The sequence below is a fragment of the Rhodococcus sp. SG20037 genome (assembly GCF_031763325.1).
Taxonomy (GTDB): Bacteria; Actinomycetota; Actinomycetes; order Mycobacteriales; family Mycobacteriaceae; genus Rhodococcus_F; species Rhodococcus_F qingshengii.
This window is the reverse complement of the sequence record NZ_CP134497.1, coordinates 6,190,882-6,211,521: the sequence shown is the minus strand read 5'-3', so window position 1 is coordinate 6,211,521 and position 20,640 is coordinate 6,190,882. Positions and strand designations below refer to the sequence as shown.

Annotated in this window: 18 protein-coding genes; 11 read left to right on the top strand and 7 right to left on the bottom strand. The window is 62.8% G+C overall.

All coding sequences use genetic code 11. From position 1 onward, the window contains the following. The first annotated feature begins 85 nt into the window (after nt 1-85). The 8 genes from RHP72_RS28710 to RHP72_RS28675 all read left to right on the top strand — a co-directional run bounded on the left by RHP72_RS28710 (nt 86) and on the right by RHP72_RS28675 (nt 11,523). Nucleotides 86-1,525 (top strand): uracil-xanthine permease family protein, encoded by a 1,440-nt coding sequence (locus RHP72_RS28710; RefSeq protein WP_003945984.1) that lies wholly within the window; start codon nt 86-88, stop codon nt 1,523-1,525. An 89-nt stretch (nt 1,526-1,614) separates the two neighbouring features. Next, entirely contained in the window at nt 1,615-2,517 is a 903-nt protein-coding gene (locus tag RHP72_RS28705; RefSeq protein WP_030537955.1) for a xanthine dehydrogenase family protein subunit M, read from the top strand. Between the two features lie 2 nt (nt 2,518-2,519). Then, nucleotides 2,520-3,164 (top strand): (2Fe-2S)-binding protein, encoded by a 645-nt coding sequence (locus tag RHP72_RS28700; RefSeq protein WP_003946048.1) that lies wholly within the window; start codon nt 2,520-2,522, stop codon nt 3,162-3,164. After that, nucleotides 3,161-5,683, top strand: coding sequence for an aerobic carbon-monoxide dehydrogenase large subunit (gene cutA, locus RHP72_RS28695; protein WP_030537954.1), 2,523 nt, complete (start codon nt 3,161-3,163; stop codon nt 5,681-5,683). The genes RHP72_RS28700 and cutA overlap by 4 nt, the downstream gene beginning before the upstream one ends. Beyond that, the gene (locus RHP72_RS28690; RefSeq protein WP_007735490.1) at nt 5,680-6,351 is read left to right on the top strand and encodes a carbon monoxide dehydrogenase subunit G; all 672 of its coding nucleotides are present in this window, start codon (nt 5,680-5,682) and stop codon (nt 6,349-6,351) included. Before cutA ends, RHP72_RS28690 begins: the two co-directional genes overlap by 4 nt. A gap of 281 nt (nt 6,352-6,632) precedes the next feature. Then, the gene (locus tag RHP72_RS28685; RefSeq protein ID WP_003946077.1) at nt 6,633-8,732 is read left to right on the top strand and encodes a hydantoinase/oxoprolinase family protein; all 2,100 of its coding nucleotides are present in this window, start codon (nt 6,633-6,635) and stop codon (nt 8,730-8,732) included. After that, entirely contained in the window at nt 8,732-10,675 is a 1,944-nt protein-coding gene (locus tag RHP72_RS28680; protein WP_007735492.1) for a hydantoinase B/oxoprolinase family protein, read from the top strand. Before RHP72_RS28685 ends, RHP72_RS28680 begins: the two co-directional genes overlap by 1 nt. A gap of 14 nt (nt 10,676-10,689) precedes the next feature. Then, the gene (locus tag RHP72_RS28675; protein WP_234552200.1) at nt 10,690-11,523 is read left to right on the top strand and encodes an NmrA family NAD(P)-binding protein; all 834 of its coding nucleotides are present in this window, start codon (nt 10,690-10,692) and stop codon (nt 11,521-11,523) included. A gap of 6 nt (nt 11,524-11,529) precedes the next feature. Here RHP72_RS28675 and RHP72_RS28670 read toward each other — a convergent pair whose 3' ends face one another. From RHP72_RS28670 to RHP72_RS28650, 5 genes are read right to left on the bottom strand one after another with little or no spacing between them, the layout of a single operon-like run. Then, nucleotides 11,530-12,540 carry a YdcF family protein gene (locus RHP72_RS28670; RefSeq protein ID WP_047271863.1) on the bottom strand — a complete coding sequence of 337 codons (1,011 nt, stop codon included), beginning with the start codon at nt 12,538-12,540 and terminating at the stop codon, nt 11,530-11,532. A gap of 22 nt (nt 12,541-12,562) precedes the next feature. Then, the gene (locus RHP72_RS28665; RefSeq protein ID WP_054831935.1) at nt 12,563-13,372 is read right to left on the bottom strand and encodes an ABC transporter ATP-binding protein; all 810 of its coding nucleotides are present in this window, start codon (nt 13,370-13,372) and stop codon (nt 12,563-12,565) included. Then, nucleotides 13,372-14,154, bottom strand: coding sequence for an ABC transporter permease (locus RHP72_RS28660; RefSeq protein WP_218959922.1), 783 nt, complete (start codon nt 14,152-14,154; stop codon nt 13,372-13,374). Before RHP72_RS28660 ends, RHP72_RS28665 begins: the two co-directional genes overlap by 1 nt. 2 nt (nt 14,155-14,156) lie before the next feature. Next, nucleotides 14,157-14,939, bottom strand: coding sequence for an ABC transporter permease (locus tag RHP72_RS28655; RefSeq protein ID WP_234552201.1), 783 nt, complete (start codon nt 14,937-14,939; stop codon nt 14,157-14,159). A gap of 10 nt (nt 14,940-14,949) precedes the next feature. After that, nucleotides 14,950-15,954 (bottom strand): ABC transporter substrate-binding protein, encoded by a 1,005-nt coding sequence (locus RHP72_RS28650; RefSeq protein ID WP_234552203.1) that lies wholly within the window; start codon nt 15,952-15,954, stop codon nt 14,950-14,952. A 195-nt stretch (nt 15,955-16,149) separates the two neighbouring features. On the opposite strand from RHP72_RS28650, the gene RHP72_RS28645 reads away from it, so the two are divergent. Genes RHP72_RS28645 through RHP72_RS28635 form a run of 3 tightly spaced genes read left to right on the top strand, consistent with a single transcriptional unit; the run spans nt 16,150 to nt 18,170 of the window. Further along, nucleotides 16,150-16,932, top strand: a complete 783-nt coding sequence (locus tag RHP72_RS28645) for an IclR family transcriptional regulator (protein ID WP_234552205.1) — start codon at nt 16,150-16,152, stop codon at nt 16,930-16,932. Beyond that, on the top strand, nt 16,929-17,741 hold the full coding sequence (locus RHP72_RS28640; protein ID WP_064113581.1) for an alpha/beta fold hydrolase: 813 nt from the start codon (nt 16,929-16,931) through the stop codon (nt 17,739-17,741). The genes RHP72_RS28645 and RHP72_RS28640 overlap by 4 nt, the downstream gene beginning before the upstream one ends. A gap of 42 nt (nt 17,742-17,783) precedes the next feature. Beyond that, entirely contained in the window at nt 17,784-18,170 is a 387-nt protein-coding gene (locus RHP72_RS28635) for a RidA family protein (protein WP_003946047.1), read from the top strand. Between the two features lie 13 nt (nt 18,171-18,183). Here RHP72_RS28635 and RHP72_RS28630 read toward each other — a convergent pair whose 3' ends face one another. Both RHP72_RS28630 and RHP72_RS28625 read right to left on the bottom strand, forming a co-directional pair. Further along, nucleotides 18,184-19,434 carry a reverse transcriptase family protein gene (locus tag RHP72_RS28630; protein WP_081377614.1) on the bottom strand — a complete coding sequence of 417 codons (1,251 nt, stop codon included), beginning with the start codon at nt 19,432-19,434 and terminating at the stop codon, nt 18,184-18,186. Nucleotides 19,435-19,674: 240 nt separating this feature from the next. Then, nucleotides 19,675-20,616, bottom strand: coding sequence for an ABC transporter substrate-binding protein (locus tag RHP72_RS28625; protein WP_003946000.1), 942 nt, complete (start codon nt 20,614-20,616; stop codon nt 19,675-19,677). Nucleotides 20,617-20,640: the final 24 nt, after the last annotated feature.

Here is a 20,640-nt window from a genome sequence, read left to right as displayed (position 1 = left end):
ATTAGCGTTTCACTCCAGACACGGTGTTTGTGAGCTGGGGCACAAAGCATTTCGAACACCTTCCTCCTTTGCGAAAGGTCTCGTCATGCCGATCTGGACGTTGCACGGAGACGGAAAGAACATCGGAGCCGGCGAAGTGGTCGCTCCCGGCGAGCGACTCAGTTGGGCGAGAACCATCGGGTTGGGCGGCCAGCATGTCGTGTCGATGTTCGGCGCGACGTTCGTCTTCCCGATCATCATGGGCCTCAATCCTCAACTTGCCGTGATGATGTCAGGCTTTTGTACGCTCTTCTTCCTGCTGGTGGTCAAGGGGCACGTCCCCAGCTACCTCGGAACATCCGCAGCTTTTGTCGGTGGCGTTGCCGCCATTCGTGCCCAAGGTGGAACGACGGCCGAAGTGACCGGTGCGATTCTGGTGTCGGGGTTGGTTCTGGGATTCGTCGGCATCGCCATCCACTTTCTCGGCGGTGGCGTCATCAGTAAAGCGCTACCGCCGGTGGTCACCGGCGCTGTGGTGATGTTGATCGGCTTCAACCTGGCGCCTGTGGTCGCGGGGTTGTACTGGCCGCAGGATCAGTGGGTGGCACTGATCGTGATGGTTGCACTGATCGTGATGAGCGTTGCGCTACGCGGCTTCCTGGGACGTATCGCCATTCTCGTCGCCCTGGTTTTCGGCTACATCTTCTCGTGGGTCCTCGACCGGCTCTCCGGTCCGATCACGTCCGCCAGTGGTAGTGGCGCACCCACCGAGCACTTTCGTGTCAACTGGGATTCGGTGCACTCGGCGTCCTGGTTCGGGTTGCCGCCGTTCTCGGACGAAGCCAACGGGATCGTCGGTATTCATGCTCCCTCGTTCAGCCTCACATTCATCGTTCTGGTGCTTCCCGGTGTCATCGCACTGGTCGCGGAAAACGCCGGACACGTCAAGGCAGTCGCCGAAATCACGGGCGACGATCTCGACCCGTACATCGGACGCGCCATTGCCGGTGACGGTTTTGCCACCGCCATCGCCAGCGCAGTAGGCGGCTCCCCCACTACGACGCATGCCGAGAACATCGGTGTCATGGCTGCCACGCGGGTGTACTCGACCGCCGCGTACGTGATTGCGGGTTTCATCGCGATCCTGCTCGGCTTCTCGCCCAAGTTCGGAGCAGTCATGGCGGCGACGCCCGGCGGCGTCCTGGGCGGAATTCTTGTGGTTCTGTTCGGCATGATCGGTCTGCTCGGCGCCAAGATCTGGAAAGAGAACGGCGTCGACTTCGGGAACCCGCTGAATCTGATGCCGATTGCCGCCGGTCTGATCATCGGTATCGGCGACACGGCGCTGAAGTTCAGTGACACGTTCTCGCTCGGAGGTATCGCGCTCGGCACCATCGTCTTGATCGTGATGTACCACCTCTGCCGGCTCGTAGGGTCCTGGAACCCTGAACTGAACAGGCCGAAGTCCGGCAGGCGGCCGGGCGCAACGCCGGGGGCGAATGCGTCAGATGACGAACGCGAAGAGCCCGTGGCGCAGCTCACGTGATGCCAAGTTGAATGTATGCCAGGTATGACCCGTGACCGTTGTCACATCTGCACAAAACGTGAAGTGACTCATAGAGGCAGGATTGAGTAATGAAACCGTCGCCGCTGACTTATCACCGACCGTCCTCGGTCGAGGACGCGTGCCGAATCCTCTCCGAGGTCTCTCACGAGGGGAAGGTGCTCGCCGGTGGGCAATCGCTTGTGCCGCTGCTGTCCATGCGCCTCGCCGCGCCCGCCCACATCGTCGACATCGGATCGATCCCGAACCTCGCCTCGGTGACCTCGTCCGAAGACGAAGGAGTGCGGTTCCAGGCCCTGGCCACGCACTCGGTGCTGGCGGCCGACGAAGGTGCTCGTCGAGTCCAGCCTCTGCTGAACCGTGCTCTGCAGTTGGTAGCGCACCCCACGATCCGTAACCGCGGGACGAGCGTCGGCTCCATCGTCCATGCCGATCCGTCGGCGGAGATGCCGGCAGTCCTGACGCTGCTCGGGGGCAGCGTGACCGTCCAGTCGGTGCGTGGCACCCGCGAGATCGCGTCGACGGATCTCTTCGCCGGCCCTCTCGAGTCGAGCCTGGAATCAGACGAGATCGCGGTGTCGGTGTCGGTGCCCGCCGCCGAACCCGGCGTGGGAACCGCCATCGACGAGATCGCGCGTCGTCACGGTGACTATGCACTGGTCGGCGTCGTCGCCCGGATTCGCGTGGTCGACGGTCTGGTGACCGAAGCGCACATGACGTACGTGTCCGCCGGAGAGCTGGGGCAGGTCGTGGACTACACGGACGTACTGGCGGGGGCGTCCGCGACGGATCAGCGGGACCCGCGGTGGCGCACCCTCGGGGAATGCGCCCGCGCGCAGATAGATACCGAGGCAGACATTCACGGGACGGCGGCGTACCGCTCGCAGTTGGTGTCCGCGCTCACGGCGCGGGTCGGCTTCGCGGCGGCAACGGATGCTCTCAGTGAGAACGCAGTACTGGCAGGAAAGTGGTGACAATGTCCAAAAACGATCGCTCCATCGATGATCAACTTGCCGAGCTGGCAGCAGATACCGGTGAGCACCATGTAGCTGTCACGTTCACGCTCAACGAGGTGACGAACACCGTCGTTCTTCCCTCCCGCACTCTGGCTTCGGATGCCATTCGTCACCACCTCCGTAAGACGGGCACGCACGTGGGTTGTGAACACGGCGTGTGTGGTGCGTGCACCGTGCTGCTCGACGGAAAGCCTGTTCGATCCTGCCTTGTCCTCGCGGCCAGCCTCGAAGGTCGATCGATCACCACCGTCGAAGGCCTCGTCGAGCCGGACGGCACTTTGCATCCGGTTCAGCAGGCGTTCAAGGATTGTCACGGTCTGCAGTGCGGATTCTGCACTCCGGGATTCGTGACGACCATCGCGGCATTTCTCGAGGAGAACCCCAACCCCACGCGGGAGGAAGCTACCGACGCGATAGCGGGAAACCTCTGCCGTTGTACGGGGTACCAGAACATCAGGGCGTCGGTTCTGCGCGCAGCCGAGATCAAGCGTGAACGGGCCGGGCAGTTCCCGCTCGGAATCGACGACGCGTCCACTCGGGAGGCGTTGGATCGCAAGGTGCGGGGAACAACGAATCCTGTCGGAGGACGGGCGGGTAAGGCATGAGTACTCCGGTCAAACCAGCAAAGCGCAACGGGGCGAAGCACCCCGCTTCCGATCATTCGACGGCCGATCATTCGGTTGCCGACGACGGCAAGTTCTTCGGTAAACCGATTCCGCGCGAGGAAGATACGCGTCTGCTCAGCGGGCAGGGGCGATACCTCGACGATCTGGGCCACAACGCGCTGATCGCGGCATTCGTCAGGTCGCCGCACGCCCATGCGCGAATCATCGACATCGACATCGACCAGGCGCTGGAAGTGCCTGGCGTACATGCCATCTACACCTACGAAGATCTCCTCGCGGACACGCCGGAAATGGCGGAGAACCTGCCACTGCTCATTCCTCATCCGGGAATCATCGCTCCGCGCAACGGGTATCCCCTCGCGAAGGACGAGGTGAAGCATGTCGGAGAAGCCATCGCCATGGTGGTCGCCGACAACCGGTACATCGCCGAGGACGCTTGCGCGAAGATCGACGTCACCTACGAGGCGCTGAAGCCTGTAGTGGGGATCGACGTCGCTCGCACCGCCGCGAACGCCGTCCACGCAGACGTTCCGGACAACGTCGCCGCTCACCTGCAGCACGGGTTCGGAGATCTGGATGCCGAACTGGCCGCCGCGCCGCACCGACTGACGCTGGATCTCGAAATCGAGCGTTCGGCTTCCATGCCGATGGAGGGCAAGGGCGTCTACGCACGTTGGGACGGTGACGAGAACACCCTCACGTTCTGGACCTCCACCCAGACGTCCACGTCCGCCCGCGCCGCAATCGCCGCGCGATTGGGGATGGCGCTGAACAAGGTTCACTGCATCGCTCCTGACGTCGGCGGCGGATTCGGCGTCAAGATCGTTCACCCGTGGCCCGAAGAAGTCATGATCACGTGGGCCGCTCGACGCCTCGGCCAGGCCGGTATCTCCTGCGAGGTGAAGTGGGTCGAGGATCGCCGTGAGCACTTCATCTCGAGCGCACACGAGCGCGGGCAGATCCAGAAGGTCGACATCGGATTCGACGACGAGGGTCGTCTGTTGGCGTTCGACTTCACGTTCTGGCACGACAACGGTGCCTACCTGCCGTACGGGATCATCGTCATGATCAACACCGCGACGCAGGTTCTCGGGCCGTACAAGCCGAAGTCGTTCCGGGTCAACGCCTATTCGCTGTACACCAACACCGTGATCGTGACCCCGTACCGCGGCGCCGGACGTCCGCAGGCCGTGTTCGCGATGGAGCGATCCATGGACGCCATCGCCAAGTACCTGAACAAGGACAAGATCGCGGTGCGGGAGGCGAACTTCATTCGCCCCGAGGACATGCCGTACGACTTCGGCCTGATGTTCCAGGACGGACGCCCGTTGATCTACGACACGGGCGACTATCAGGCAGGCATCGAAAAGCTCAAGAAGCTCATCGACTGGGACGGATTTCCCGAGTACCAGAGGAAGGCTCGCGCCGAAGGTCGGTCGGTCGGAATCGGTATCGGTGCGTACGTCGAGGGAACCGGACCCGGACCCTACGAGGGTGCGCACGTCGTGGTCGAGACGTCCGGAAAGGTCAAGGCCGCAACAGGCCTGACGACGCAGGGTCAGGGCCACCAGACCGCGTTCGCCCAGATCGTTGCGGACGACCTCGGAGTCAAGGTCTCCGACGTCGAGATCGTCACGGGTGATACCCGCCGGTTCGGTTATGCCGTCGGCACTTTCGCCTCGCGTGGTGCGGTCATGTCAGGTTCGGCCTTCCACGTCGCAGCGCAGATGGTCGCGGAGAAGGCGAAGAAGATCGCGTCCGGAATCCTGGATCTGCCGGAAACCGAACTGGAACTCCGGGAAGGCCACGTGTGCAAGATCGGCACCGAAGCCGGAGTGGAGGGTACGTCCGTACCGCTGAGTGTTGTTGCCGTGCTGTCGAACCCGCTACGATATGCGTTCGACCGTGAGTCGAAGCTGGCCACCGGTTTCGCCAAGACCGACACGGACATGTCGAAGCCGCCGATTCCCGAGGGTGAGCAGCCCGGTCTGGAAGCAACCGGCTACTACTCGCCGCCCAGTTCCACCTTCGCTTCGGGAGTGCACGCGGCGATCGTCGAAACCGATCCCGTGACAGCCGAGATCACGGTCCGTCGTTACGTTGTCATCCACGACTGCGGAAACGTGATCAACCCCCGCATCGTCGAAGGTCAGGTCATGGGCGCCGTCGCGCAAGGTATCGGCGGCGCACTCTACGAGCGGATCGTCTACGACGAGCACGGGCAGATGCTCAACGCGTCGTACATGGACTTCTTGATGCCGTTCGTCACCGAGATGCCGGATTCGCTCGAGATGGATCACACCGTCACGCCGTCGGGACTCAACCCACTCGGAATGAAGGGTGCCGGTGAGGCGGGTGTGATCCCCACCAGCGCCGTCATCGCGGCTGCCATCGAGGACGCCGAAGGAATCTCGATCACGTCCATGCCCATTTCACCGTCCGAACTGTTCGAACTTCGACTCGCACACGCGGGTTCGTCATCAGAGGAGAATGCATGAGAATCGCCGGCACCGCGCAGCTGACGGCACCTCGCGAAGAGGTCTACGACAAGCTCCAGGACGGTCGTGTACTGGCCGCGACCATTCCCGGTGTGCAGTCGCTCGAGCAGCTCACGGACAATCACTACAAGCTCTCCATCATGGCGGGAGTTGCGTCGATCAAGGGCGTCTACGACGGCGAGGTTGTTCTGTCGCAACAGAATCGGCCCAATTCGTTTGTCATGACGGCTTCGGGGGCGGGTGCTCCCGGCACGGTGAAGGCGGACGTCACGGTCACCTTGACGGAGAACGAGGGTGGCACGCTGCTTTCGTATGACGCCGACGCCGTGGTCGGCGGGATGGTCGGCGGCGTCGGGCAGCGCATGATCACCGGTGTAGCCAAGAAGATGGCCGGGGTGTTCTTCAAGAGCATCGACGGCGTCATTGCCAACGGCATTCCCGAGAAGGTCACTGCCGCCGTGGCGGCGGCGGTACCGGCAGTGGCGGTCGAAGGCGCGCCGGTAGTTTCCGGAGCTGTCGCGGCACCGGCGGTTCTTCCGGCCGCTGCACCGACAGCGGGCGGCACAGATGCTCGCACGGTGATGGTCAGCGCCGTCGTCGGCGCAGCCATTGCTTTGTCAGGTGTTGCTATAGGCGGATTCCTGGCGCGTTCTGGTTGTCGCGAGTAGTTCGCGTAGGTGTCAACAGCTGATTCACGATGAGGGAAACGCCCCGAACCGACCAGGTTCGGGGCGTTTTTCACGTCCGCGTAACCCATTGGGGCGCCGGCGAAGATCCGCTCGTGATCGTGCGCCGAACCTTGGTCCCCCGATTCGGCGAATTGTGACAAAGAATCCGCTCTTCCGAACCTGTGGAATAGCTCTACACGTCAGGTACGAGCCACTTACCGGCTAGGCCGCAACCGTCGATCGGTACCAGACGAGACGAGCCAAAGATCTCAGGAGGAAGCGTGGAACCCAGGAAGATTCGGGTCGGTATCGATACCGGCGGAACGTTCACCGACATCGTGGCAGTGGACGACGAAACCGGCGCCATCGTCACCACCAAGACCCCGTCCACCCCGGCGGACCCCGCCGAGGGCTTTCTCGCCGGTATCGAGAAGGTACTCGCCAAGCTCGGTGAGAGTGGCGACTCCATCGGTGCGGTCAGCCACGGCACGACCGTAGCGACGAACAAGCTGCTCGAAGGCAAGGTCGAGAACCTCGGCTTCATCACCACTGAGGGCTACGAGCACGTTCTCGAGATCGCTCGTCAGTCGGTGCCGGACGGTTACGGCAACTCGTACTTCTGGGTCAAGCCCGAACGCATCGTCCCCGCCGATCGTGTACGCACCGTCGGTGGACGCCTTTCCTTCGACGGCAGCGAGATTCGTCCGCTCGACGAAGAGAGTGTCCGCAGCGCAGCGCAGTTCTTCAAGGACCGCGGGATCCGGACCATCGGCGTCTGCCTCATGCACTCGTACGCCGATCCGACGCACGAGGAGCGCGTACGCGACATCCTCTTCGAAGTTTTCCCCGATGCGACGGTGAGCATCTCGAGCCAGGTGCTGCGTGAGTACCGCGAATACGAGCGGTCCATCACCACACTCGTGGACGCCGCGGTCAAGCCGAACATCCGCAACTACGTGAACAACATCGCGAATCGTCTGCGTGAGTTCTCGACCACCGACGGTGAACCCCGCGACATCCCGTTCTACGTCATGAAGTCCAACGGCGGTGTCCTGTCGGCCAAAGAGGTTGTTCACCAGCCTATTACGACAGTCCTGTCGGGACCGGCCGCCGGAGCCCTCGGTGCTGCGCTGATCGCCGACGCCGCCGGCGTCGAGCAGGTGTTGACCTGTGACGGCGGCGGAACGTCGACGGATGTCACCGTCGTGGTTCGCGGCGAGCCCGCGCTGACCACCGAAGGGCGAGTGGGCAACTACCCGTCGAAGATCCCGATGATCGACGTCGTGACCGTCGGCGCCGGTGGTGGGTCGATCGCGTGGATGACGCCGGAACACACCCTCCGAGTCGGCCCTCAGTCGGCCGGCGCCGATCCCGGACCGTTGTGCTACGGCAAGGGCGGCAGCGAACCGACCATCACCGACGCGCACGTCCTGCTCGGTCGCATCCCACCCCACCTACTCGGTGGCGAGATTCCTCTCGACACGGAATTGGCACGCAAGGGCCTCGAAGAGCTTGCAACACAGCTCAGTCTGGGCTTCGAGGAGTGCGCGGTCGGCGTCCTCGAGGTCTCGGCATGGAACCAGGCCAACGCCTTGCGTCAGATCACCGTCAAGCGTGGCCTCGACGTTCGCGACTTCACCCTCGTGACGTTCGGCGGCTCCGGCTCCCTGCTCGCCTGCCGTCTCGTCGACATCCTGGGTCTGAAAGACGTTCTCGTCCCGCTCAATCCGGGTAACGTCTCCGCGTTCGGTCTGCTGACGGTCGATGTCCGCAACGACTACGTCCAGACGCATGTCAGTCGTCACGACCGGTTGAAGGCTGAAGACCTGCAGAGCCAGTTCGACGCGCTGGCCGGCGAAGCCGAGATCGCGCTCGCCGAAGAGGGTTTCGACGAGACGCAGCGCAAGTACTCTCGTACTGCGGATCTGCGCTACCTCGGTCAGGCATTCGAGGTGCGCGTCCCGGTGGCGGAAGGTACCGTCACGGCGCAGATCATGGACGACGCGGCCGAGGCGTTCCACCAGGCGCACCGCGAACTGTACGGCTACGACTTCCGGGGAGACCCGTCGCAGCACGTCGAGTGGGTCAACCTGCGCGTGAGTGGCATCGGCCCGATCAAGCGTCCGACGCTCAAGGAGATCCCGGCCGGCACCGGCGCCGACACCGCTCGAACCGGTTCGCGTCAATCGTATTTCGACAGCTGGGTCGAAACGGCCACCTACGATCGCACACTGCTCGGTGCGGGTGACGTCATCGAAGGACCGGCCGTGATCGAGGAGTTCAGCTCGACTGTCCCGATCCACCCCGGATTCTCGGCACGTATCGACACCTTCGGGAACATTCGTATCTCGAAGTCTTCCGACTCGAACGGAGTGAAGTGATGACCGCCATTCTCGATGCTGCTGCTGCCACCGCGGCCAAGCCGTACCGACTCACCGCTACCGACGGCGCGTCACCTGACCCGATTCTGGTCGAGATCGTCGCCGGTTACCTCGCCAGCGTGGAAATGGAGGTGGAGACCTCCATTTCGCGCACCTCGCGCTCACCGATGATCCGTGACGCTCACGACTTCCGCGCCGGTATTCACGACCGGAACCTCCGCAAGCTCACGGGCCGTTCGTATTCCGCCCTGGTTCATCCGATCGCCCGGGACTTCCCACTCGAGACGATGAAGCCGGGAGACGTGTACTTCCACAACGACGTCTACCTGTCCGAAGGTGGCATCGGTCATCTCCCCGACCTGTGCGTCACGGTGCCTGTCTTCGCCCGCGTCACTCCCGATGCCGAGCCGAAGGTTGTTGCGTTCGTTCAGGCGTTCGGTCACCACGACGACATCGGCGGTTGCTGCCCCGGCTCCATGCCGTCCGGCGCCACCACGGTGTACGAAGAGGGACTGATGGTTCCGCCGATCAAACTGTGGGACCAGGGAGTTCCCAACGAGGCGGCACTGCGCATCATGACGCGTAACTCCCGTATGCCGGATGCGTTGGCAGCTGACCTCGACGCCGAGTGCTCGGCGTGCCTGATGGGTGCGCGTCGACTCACCGAATTGTTCGAGCGCTACGGCGTCGACACCGTCGAGTCGTGCTTCGACGCGATGATGGACGCGACCACCGAGACGTACCGTCGCGAGATCCTCAGCAAGATCCCGGTCGGTGAGTACACGTGGGAGGACTACGCCGAGCACGACGGCGTCGACGAGCCGATGCTCCACATCCAGCGGATCACGCTCACGAAGACGCGGCCGGAGGACGAGGGCGGCGAGCGACTCATCCTGGACTTCAACGGAACTGGACCGCAGGCAAAGGGCCCGATCAACCACTGTGGTGACTACGCGGACGGAAACTTCCTCATCAAGTGGTTGGCCCCGATTCTGCGTAACCTCGCGGACACCCCGGAGCGCATGGCCGAACTGGATGTCAACGAGGGCGTCGTACCGCTGATCGAGATGAAGTTCCCCGAGAAGGGAACATTGATCACCCCGATCTTCCCTGCCCCCACCAACGCTCGCACGTTTGTCATCCTCCGTCTGCTCGGAGTGCTGGCCGGCGTCGTGGCCAAGGCTGTGGACGGCAACATGCCCGCCGATCAGGAGACCATCAGGTACACCGGTGTGTACGGTGAGGACTTCGAGGGTCACTCGTATCTCATGCGTGAGGTGCTCGGCGGAGGTTCCGGCGGACGCTACTACGCCGACGGCGAGGACACGATTCACGTCGTTCCCGATTCACGGAACCTGCCGACCGAGTTCACCGAGAGCCGTTTCCCGTTCATCGTCGAAAAGCTCGGTCTGGCCATGGATTCGGGCGGAGCCGGACGTTACCGCGGCGGCTTGGGATACGAGAAGCACATCCGCATGCTCAAGGATGCTCACTTCATGTCCATCGCGGACCGTTCGATTCTCGCCTGCTGGGGAGTCAAGGGTGGCAAGGCCGGTCGGCCGTTCTCCGTCGTCCTGGATCCGGGTGGACCGAACGAGCGTGAGTTCGACGCGCTGACCGATGCCGAGCCGATCAAGGCCGGCGAGGTCGTACGGATTCGCACCACCGGTGGTGGTGGTTGGGGAGATCCCCTGGAGCGCCCGACCGAAGAGGTCTTGCGAGACATTCAGTGGCGCAAGGTTTCCGTAGAGGGTGCACGCGACGACTACGGCGTTGTCGTCGTGATCGAGGGTGACGAGCCGACCGTCGACGAGGCTGCTACCACGGAGTTGCGGGATCAGTTGCGCTCGGAACGCGGTGAGAACGAGCCCTTCTTCGATCGGGGTCCGGGCTACGCGCAGCTTTCGGGTGGCGCCACCTCAGCGGTCTACGACTACGTCTAGGACGGAAAACTCTCATGGAGAACGGAATTGCTCGCGGCGCCGACATCGCGGTGATCGGCGCCGCGGGTAAGACCGGTGAGGCCGTCGTCGCCGCACTGCCGCCGAGCGTGACAGCTCGGCGACTGGTGCGAAAGGCGCGTGTCGACGGGGACTTCGAGGTAGAACTGGAAACCGGAAGCGGACTGCGCAAGGCGCTCGCCGGGTGCCGAGGCGTGTACTTCATTGGCCCGAACGTCCATCCCGACGAGCCCGCACTGCTTCGCAATGCGCTGACGGCAGCGGCTTCGGCGGGAGTGGAGCACTTTGTCTATCACTCCGTCGCGTGGCCGTTCAGCCCGTCCATGCCGCATCACCTGGACAAAGCCAGGTGTGAGGACGAACTGCATCGTTCACCCTTGAAATGGACTGTGCTGCAACCGTGTGCGTACGCGCAGAATTTCGAGGCGGTACTCACTGGTCGGTCTGACACCATCGTCCTGCCGTACAGCGCGGAAACGAAGTTCTCGTTCGTGAGTCTGGCGGACGTGGCGGCTGTTGCCGCGGTCGTACTGAGCGAGGGCTCGGGTGAACATCACGGAGCGACGTACGAGGTGGGCGGCCCGCAAGCTCTGAGCGTCGTGGAGGTGGCACAGATGGTGGAAAAGCAGACGTCACGGACCGTCGCGATAGATCAGATCAGCGTGGATCAATGGCGCGAACAGATCGGCAGCAGCCTTGACGTCAACGCCAGCTCGCGTCTGGCGGCGATGTTCGAGTTCTACAACCACCATGATTTTCTTGCCGGCAGCGCGGCCGTCGAACTGCTTCTGGGTCGCCGACCGATGGGCGTCGAGAGCCTGATTCGCTGAATCCGGCTACGAAATGCCTCCGACCGCCCAGACCACCAGTGGGGGCAGGGCGGCCAGGATCAGGCAGACCGTTCCGTTGAGCCACTTGTGCTCCACCGTGACGGCGGCGAACTCGCGCAGAATGGCGCTCGGCAGGTAGTACCGGGCGGTGTGGGAACCGATGACTTCCGCATCCAGATCGAGGCTTCGGGCAAACGTCGCGGTTCGGAGGATGTGGAAGTTGCTGGTGACCAGCACCATTCGAGGCTTCGTGGTGTTGGCACGGAGAAGGTCCCTGGTGTACTCGAGGTTCTCGAGCGTGGTGGTCGAGCGGTCCTCGAGAATCACGCTCTCGCGCGGTATCCCGTGATCGACGAGGTAGACGCACATTGCCTCCGCCTCGCTGACCACCTCGTCCGAACCCTTCCCGCCGCTCACGACCAACAGTGGTGAACGTCCTTCGCGGACCTCGGCGCGAAAGACGTCGGCCGCCTTGTCCAGACGGCTGGCAAGCAGGGGCGTCACGTCGGCGCCCGAAAGCCCGGCGCCGTGAACCACTATCGCGTCCATTCCGGGCTGATACTTCTGGCGTCCGTAGACGTAGGAGTAGAGCAGAAAGCTCGTGAACAGAAACCCCAGGTACGACGCGACCAGGCTGAACGAACCGAGAACGACTGCGAGCCAATATCTCTGCGTCAGCAGCGCTGATGCGAGCAACACGTAGGGAACGAGCAGGCCGAGTCCGGCGACGAGTGAGAGCAGATTCGCGACGCTGAATCCCTCGCGCCGCAGCATCGTGACTCCGTTGACGATCAGGAATCCTGCAAGCATGAGCACCAGCAACGGCGAGAGCAGAGCGATCGTCGCGATGACGAACGACGGGACCTCGGTTCCCGGCGCACCCGACTGCAACATCCACAGACCGGTGAAGATCAGTCCGAGAAGTAGGTAGACGCCGTTGCTCAGCCTCCGTCGATCCTGCCTGAACCGGTAGCCGCAGAATCCGAGCAGCGCGAGGCCGATGAGGAGAAGGATCACGGAGCCAGCCTAGGCGAGGCGCTTACGACACGGGCGCCACCACCTTCGACTGCTGGATCGCGGACAGGACCCTGGTACGGCACTCGATGAACAGTGGGTCTGCCTTGGTGGTCAGTTGATCTCGAGCTCCGGTCAACGGGACGTCGACGATGTCCTGCGTCAATGCCGGAGTTCCGCCGAGGACGACCACTCGATCGGACAGGTACACCGATTCGTCGACGTCGTGGGTGACGAGGAGGACGGTGATGCCAAGATCACGCTGAAGCGTCAGCAGCAGGTCTTCGAGTTCCGCGCGGGTCTGCGCATCGACCGACGCGAAGGGTTCGTCCATGAGGAGTACCTGCGGCCGATAGGCGAGAGCGCGAGCTATCGCCACTCTCTGCTGCATTCCGCCGGACAACTGCCAGGGGTAGGAACGCGCAGCACCGCCTAGACCGACAACGGCAAGTGCATCGCTAACCCTCTCGTTCTGAACCTTCCGCGCCAGACCGTTGCCCCGTAGCGGCAGGCGAACGTTCTCGCCCACTCGAAGCCACGGCATCAGTGTGCGTCCGTAGTCCTGTGACACGAGAGCCAGCGTGGCCGGCGGTGCATCGATCGCGATCCCGGCGATGCGGACCTCACCGGTGGTCGGCTTCTGCAGACCGGCGATGCAACGAATCAGCGTGCTCTTGCCGATGCCGGAATGGCCGACGATGCAGACGATTTCTCCGGGTGCAACGGACAGATCGATGCCGCGGAGCACTTCGCGGCCGGTGGGACCGCCGTAGGTCACCCCGAGGCCGCTCAGTTCGACTGCGGGTATCGATGCCGCAGATTCTGTGGATGACATCAGTTTCCTTTCACTGCGAGAGCGTCGTGGGTCCGCGGCTGCCATCTGAGCAACCATCGTTCGATCACGCCGTATCCGAGGTTGAGCACGTATCCGATGATTCCCAGCAGGAGAATTCCGGACCACATGTCGGCGATCGCGAAGGTCTGTTGCGCGACGATCACGAAGTGACCGATTCCTGCAGTGGAGACGTACATTTCGCTTCCGACCATGATGACGACACCGATCGCGAGACTGGTGCGGATACCGACTGTTATCTGCGGCATCGCTCCGGGGAGGAGTACCTGCGTCACCAGGAGGGGTGTACGGATCCGGTAGCTGCGCGCCACCAATCGGATACTCGGGTCGATGGAGCGAATGCCGTCGAGGGTGTTGAGGAGTATCGGCCAGACCGCGCCGAAGGCGATGGCGGCAACGTTACCCGTCGAACCGGTTCCGAAAACGATGAAAAGAGCGGGTAATACGGCCAGCGCCGGAATAGCGCGGAAGAACTGGAGAAACGGATCGGCAATGTCGGCAGCCAGCGGGAACAGTGCCAGCAGGAGACCGGCGCCGACGCCGACCACCAGTGCCACGGCGAGACCGAAGGCAAGGTTGGTCAAGCTCGGTACGACATCGTGGGCGAATCCCGGACCGAACCAGTTGTCCACAAACGCTTTCCAGATACGCGACAGCGGCGGGAAGTAAGGCGACTTGCTCGACTCCGAACCGAAGTACCATACGACGACGATCAAGATCGGCAGCCACAACTCCCACGCGAGGAGTCGAAGTCCTGACATCATCTTCACGTCGTCATCCTCCTCGGGATGTAATGCCAGGCAAGTAAACGATTCTCGATCGCCATCACGGCGAAGGCGAGCAGCATTCCGAGTAGTCCGGCGACGATGATCAGTGCGAACATTCGATCGGGGACGGATTGGCTCAGCAGGATCTCCTTACCGAGTCCCGGCACGCCGGCGATCAATTCTGCACCGATGGTCAGCAGCAAGCTCAGTGTTGCCGAGATGCGAATCCCGGTGAAGATGTAGGGCATCGATGCCGGTGCGACGACGAGAGCGAGCCTGCGCCACAGTGGAAGTCGGAAGGATCGTGCGGTGGCCAGCAGTTCCGGGTCGACGTTGCGCACACCGTGAATCGTCTGGAGCAGAATCGGCCACACACTTACTGCCACGATCAGTGCCACCGCCATCCGTTGCGTCGGGCCCATGATCAGCAGAAAGAGCGGAATGATTGCGAGCGGCGGAACGGTTCGGCAGAAGTCGATGACGAAGCGGGAGGAGACCGTCAGGAACGGGTGCGCGGCGAGCAGCAGCCCTGCCGGGATTCCGATCACCAGGCACAGCGCCAATCCGATCGCCGTGGTGGTCACCGTTTGTCCCAGTGATGTCCACAACGAGGACGTGGCGAGTTCGTTCACAAAGGCCACTGCCACGTCGCTGAACTTCGGAATACCTTTGACGTCCTCGTCGCCGAGCATTCCGAAGATCTGCCAGGCGGCTGCCAACGCGAAGAGCGTCAGCAGCCGACCGAGCAGAACCTGCCTGCGGCGAGTCTGCAGGGTTGTCAAGGCGGACAACTCAGTTGGCCGGGGTCAGCAGGGATTCGGCCTCGACCGAATCCGTCAGTACCCCGTACTTGACCAGCAGTTCGATCTCCGTGCCGAGAGCACCCGGTTCCACTACTGCGACGAACTGAGGATTCTTGCTGTTGGCCAGCATTTCTAGCGGAATCTTGGCTTGTGTCGAGAGTGCAGCCTTGACCGCGCCCGGATTCTGATTGGCGTAGTCAACTGATTTGGCAAGCGCGGTACGGAATTTCGCGAGTGAGTCAGGGTTCGCATTGACAAACGATTCCGAAGCGACCAGCGAGGTCCCTGGCACACCGGGCGCGGCCAAGGGGAAGGGGTGGCCGAGGATCTTCAGCCCCGAGTCGGTTGCTTTACTCAGGAACGGATCGATGAGGAACGCCGCGTCGGCCCCGCCGGTGGAAACCAGGTCGCCGAGGTTGGGCATGGGCGCCTGAATGAACGAGACCTTGTTCGCTGCTCCGCCGGATTTCTCCACCGCGGCAGAGATGACTGCTTCGCTGACGGACTTCAAACCGCTGATCGCGACGGTCTTGCCTTCGAGGTCACGGAAGCCGCTGATGGAACTGTTCTTGGCGACCACGAGACCGGACTGGTCGACGCTGTCATTTGCGGCAAAATTCGTGAGCCCGCCGACAATGGTGACGGGCATGTTCTGGCTCCGTGCCTGAATTGCGGCAGCGGCAGTCGTGGCTGCCATATCTGCATTTCCGCTGAGCAACAACGGAATTTGAGCCGAGGAACTAGCGCCGCCCTCCACGAGTTGGATGTCGAGTCCCTCATCGGTGAAGTACCCCTGCTCCATGCCGAGCCAAATCGGTGCGAAGTCCGCGATCGGCTGAGGTGCGATTCGAATCGTGGTGGTCTGGGTGCCCCCGTCGTCGGAGGCCGTGGCGTCGCTCGAACAGCCTGTCAGTGCCAATGCCGCGGTCGCGACCGCGGCTAGGGCAACAACTCTGAACCGTGGTGTCGACCGAAGGGTAAGTCCAACCGTCATGTCCGAAAACCTCTCGCTGGGAAAGATATGACTTCCTTGCCGGTAATCCGGTGGGAAGGTGAAGAAGCTCAAAGAATTCCGTACGCCGGAACGATTGTTGTGACTATAGTAATTTCCAAGACGAATGCCAAGGGTTTTCCAAGAACACGAGATTTCGGATCGCCGGGTACATCCACGGCACCGGGAGGGGATCGGATGACGAAGGGTTCTGCGTCCGCCGTCGACAAAGCGTTGGATCTACTCGAGGCCATCGCGCGCTCGACCACGCCGATGAAGCTCAGCGAACTGGCAGAAGAAGTCGGGATGCTCCGCCCGACTGCGCACCGAGTGCTCGGAGAACTCGCGAACCGTGGTTGGGTCTTCCGCTACGACGGTCGCTATCTCCCCGGCCCGGCTGCACTGCAGGTTTCCCACGAAGCGGCAGCGCATTCGTTGGCGGCCTTGTGCGATCCGACCATGCGGGTGCTGTCCGAGAGCACGGACATGATGGTGAATCTGCAGGTTCTCGAGAGCGGCGGGACGCGGATCATCGCGGCGCTGCGTCCCGAGAGACTCAAGATGATCACTCGGATGCTCGGGGATCTGCTTCCGCCGCACCGGTTCGCGGGTCCGCTCGCGTTGGTGGCGGCACTCGAGGACAACACCCGGGCGCCCTACCTGGCGATGGTGGAGAAGAGCGGCTATCCGCTGGAAGGACCCACCGGCTTTCTCGCCGACATCGCCGATACGCAGAAAACCGGATTCGCCGTTGTCCACAAACGATCTCAGGACATCATCGGTTCGGTCTCGCGTGCAGTGTCTTCCCGCAAGGGGTCTCCGCTCTGTGCGTTGACGGTGATCGGTTTCGATACCGACTTCGATGCGAAGACGACGCGAATGGTCGAAGAACACCTGCTGCGGGCCACCGATGAAGTGCAGCAACTCCTCACTGACCACACTTCGGGCAAGCGCCCGTCCGACACAGGAGAACAAGGATGATTTCACGGACCGAGGGCTTCATCACCGTCGCAGACGGCGAACGGGTCTGGTACGAGACTGCCGGCGAGGGCCCGGATCTGATTCTCACGCACGGTCTCGGCGGAAATGCGGCCGTCTGGTACCAGCAGGTGCCCTACTTCGCTCAGCACTATCGGGTGATCAGCTGGGATCAGCGAGGATTCGGCCGCTCTACCAACGAGAACGGCAACCACGGCCCGGTAGCGGCAGTCTCTGATCTGATCGAAATCATGGACCTGTTGGCGGTTGATCGAGCGCACGTGGTCGGCCAGTCGATGGGCGGTTGGGCCGCATTGGGGACCGCGATCGCTGTTCCGGACCGGGTGGAGTCGGTAGTCCTGGCCTGCACGACCGGCGGCATTCCCGTCGGATTCGGTCCGGACAGCGCACCTCCCCTCACCGCAGCACCCGTCACCGCGCGGCCCCTGGGGGAGCATCCCGCTGTGGGTGGACGGTTGCCGAGCTTGGACATGGCGAGGGCATACCTGTACCAAGCTCTCGGCACCTTCGGCCATCGCCCACCTGACACCGAGTTCTTCCGAATTCTCAAGGCCCACAACTATTCGGTGGCCGAACTCGCGGCGGTGGCTGCGCCGGTTCTCCTGATCGCAGGTGAGCTGGACGATTTGATGACACCCGAGCGGATTCGCGGCGCCGCCGAGTTCCTGCCTCACGCCGAAGTGGTCGAGCTTGCCGACCGCGGCCACTCCCCCTACTTCGAGGACCCACACGCGTGGAACGAGTTGGTGGCGCACTTCCTGGCCGATGTTCGTGCGCGCCCAGTGCGCTGAAACGCCAACTCGTCACGCATATTCCAACTCCGAGGAGATCTAATGGATTCATCTCAGACCGTCGAGTTCATCCCACCCGCTTTCGATACGCCGTTCTCCACCGGAGTGCGCGTCGGAGACGTTCTGTATCTGTCGGGTCAGATCGGCATGCTTCCCGACGGGACCTTGGCAGACGGCTTCGAAGCGCAGGCTCGCCAGACGATGGAGAATATCGTGGCTTCGCTGATCGCCTACGGTTCCGGTGTCGAAGCGATCTTCAAATGCACTGTCATGCTTGACGACATGTCACGTTGGCAGGAGTTCAACAAGGTCTACCTCGAGTACTTCCCGGCGTCGAGACTGCCGGCCCGCAGTGCGTTCGGAACAGACGGACTGGCGCTGGGTGCGCACATGGAAGTCGAATGCATGGCCTACACCCCGCGGGTCTGACTGCTCGCGGGCACTAACCGTCCCAATCCACACGTTCAGCCAGGCGCAGCAATGTGCGTCGGCGTGTAGTGCTGGTTTCGCCGATGTGCGCGATCCGGCCGTAGATGTGGGCGCGGAAGTTCTCCACGCCATCCCGATTCTGTTCCTGCGCAGAAGTACTGGCGGCATTGTGCAGCAGGGCACGCAAGCGATCGTAGTCGTCGCGCGGATACGAGGGTTGGTCGTTGATCACCAACCCGGTGAGGTGTTGGCGTCGATGAGGGCGCATCACCTTGGTCTTTCGTGGATGGATGGCAAACCCTTCGTCCCCGGCGATCTGCTCGACCGTCCAGAGGAGGGTGCCGACGTCGGCTACTTCGATTCCGGAGAACGCGAGGTCGTCGGCGTATCGGGTGTAGGTGAGCCAGTTCGCTTGTGCGAGTCCACTCAAGCGGATGTCGAGTTTGCGTGCGACGAGATTCGCCAGTGCAGGAGAAGTGGGTGCGCCTTGCGGAAGATGCGCGGTGCGTAGCTGTGATGCCTGTGCATACGGTAGGCCGCGCAGGGTATCGGCAGGCGTTGCAACAGTGCACAATCCGGTGAGAACGCCTGCCACTGCGGGTGGATAGCCGAGGGCGGCGAAGACGGCATGAACGCGGCTGCCGCTGATCGAAGGGAAGAACTGCGCGAGGTCCGCGCCGATCACGATTTCCGACTGTGCGTGCGGCGCTGCAAAAGTCAGAGGGCTTCGACCACGGACAAATCCGTGTGCCGCGTCGTGCGGGGGCACCAGGTCGAGGATGCGGCGCAGGATCTTCCGCTGAATTTCGCGCAATCGGGGTTTCGGTACCTCGAGGAGGCGAGCGCCGGCCTTCTTGCTGATCTGCATCGGCCGGTAGTGGCGTAGCGGTCGGGGTTTCGTGCGGAGCCATTCCCCTCGGTCGGCGAACCACTCGAGTTCGGAGATCGTCAGATCCAGTGAACGAGCCAGGTCCACACTGGTGTTGTAGCGGGGAACGTCGAACCGCCACACCGAGGTTTCATTGGTGTCCAGTGAGAGGGGAACAGGCCGCAGGCGAGGTAGTTCGCGAAGCAATCGGTACAGAGTCTGCGGTTCGAACGGTGGGGCGGGCATGAGGTCGAGAACGCGCACGGCCAGGAGCGTCGGGGAAACGCCGAAGACGGTTCCGAATGCCTCCTCGAGGCCGCTGAGGGTCCACGGAGCGTCAGCGGCCGCAACGGCCAGACGACGCGCCAACTCGGGATCGAGCTCGAAGTCACGCATGATCCGACTCCGGGATGCGACGGGGCGGGGTGACCAAATCCTTTGTCCGGTGCGGCGGCAAGCACGCGGAGCGTGCCGAACGCCGGTGGACGCAGTATCCAATTCTTCTGGCCGACCCAGGGGTTACCCCTGAGACTGGTCGCGTGGACCAACTCTCACCCACGCGCCGCCGCATTCCTTCACAATGGCAGACCGTTCGGTATCTGTCACGTGTGAAGCGGATCTGTCAGGAGTGGGTCCTCAGATCGACGAACGATCCGAACCGACGAACTCGCTGATCCACGGCACGACTGCTTCGCGGACGGTGACCGCTTTCGGCAGTAGTCCGTTGCTCAGCAGGAGATCGGCCGCGCGCTGCTGCTCGTCCAGGAACTCGTCGGTGACAGGGTTGACACCGAAAGGACGTCCGCGCAGTGCAGCTTCCCAGGCATCGAGGCTCGCGGACCCGCCACGCTTCTCGACGTCGTCGACGAAGACCTGGGCGGCTTCGCGGGGGTTGGCTTCGATCCAGGCGTCGGATTCCTGCAGGGCCTCGATGATCGCCTGGAGGGCCTCCGGGTTGGTATCCGCGAAATCGCGCCGGGTGAACCACAGTGAGGGGTGGCTGAAGAGTCCGTCGGTGGCGATCAGCGTGCGCAGTTCGTGGTTCGCTTCGATGTCCGTCAGCCCCGGGTACGCGCCAACCCAGGCATCGATGGTGCCGTCGACGAGGTCCGCTCCACCACCGCGTACGTCGGTGTCGACGGGGACGATGTCGGACCAGGTCAGCCCCGCCTGATCCAAGGCGAACAACAAAAGTGTGGTCTGCCACGATCCGTGCGCGATGCCGACGCGCTTGCCGCGCAGGTCCTCAACCGTGTTGATCTCGGACTCTGCCTTGACTACCAGGCGCCCGTTCTCCACACGTGGGCCGGAGATTCCGATGTAGACGAGATCGCGGCCCTGAGCCAATCCGGTGACGGGCGGCGTGAATCCGGTTCCGATCACGTCGTATCCGCCCTCCTCGAACAGCCAGTCCGAGTGCAGGGTCGGCAAGGCGTTTTCCGGGTTCACTGCAGGCTTGGCGGGAAGCTCACGCAGGTCCACCCACTCGACATCGGGGAGACGCCGTTCGAGGATTCCGGTGTGGCGCAGTACGAACAGCGAATTGTTGTGTGGGAAGTATCCGACGCGAACGGTCATGAGATCTACGGTTTCCTGTTCTGA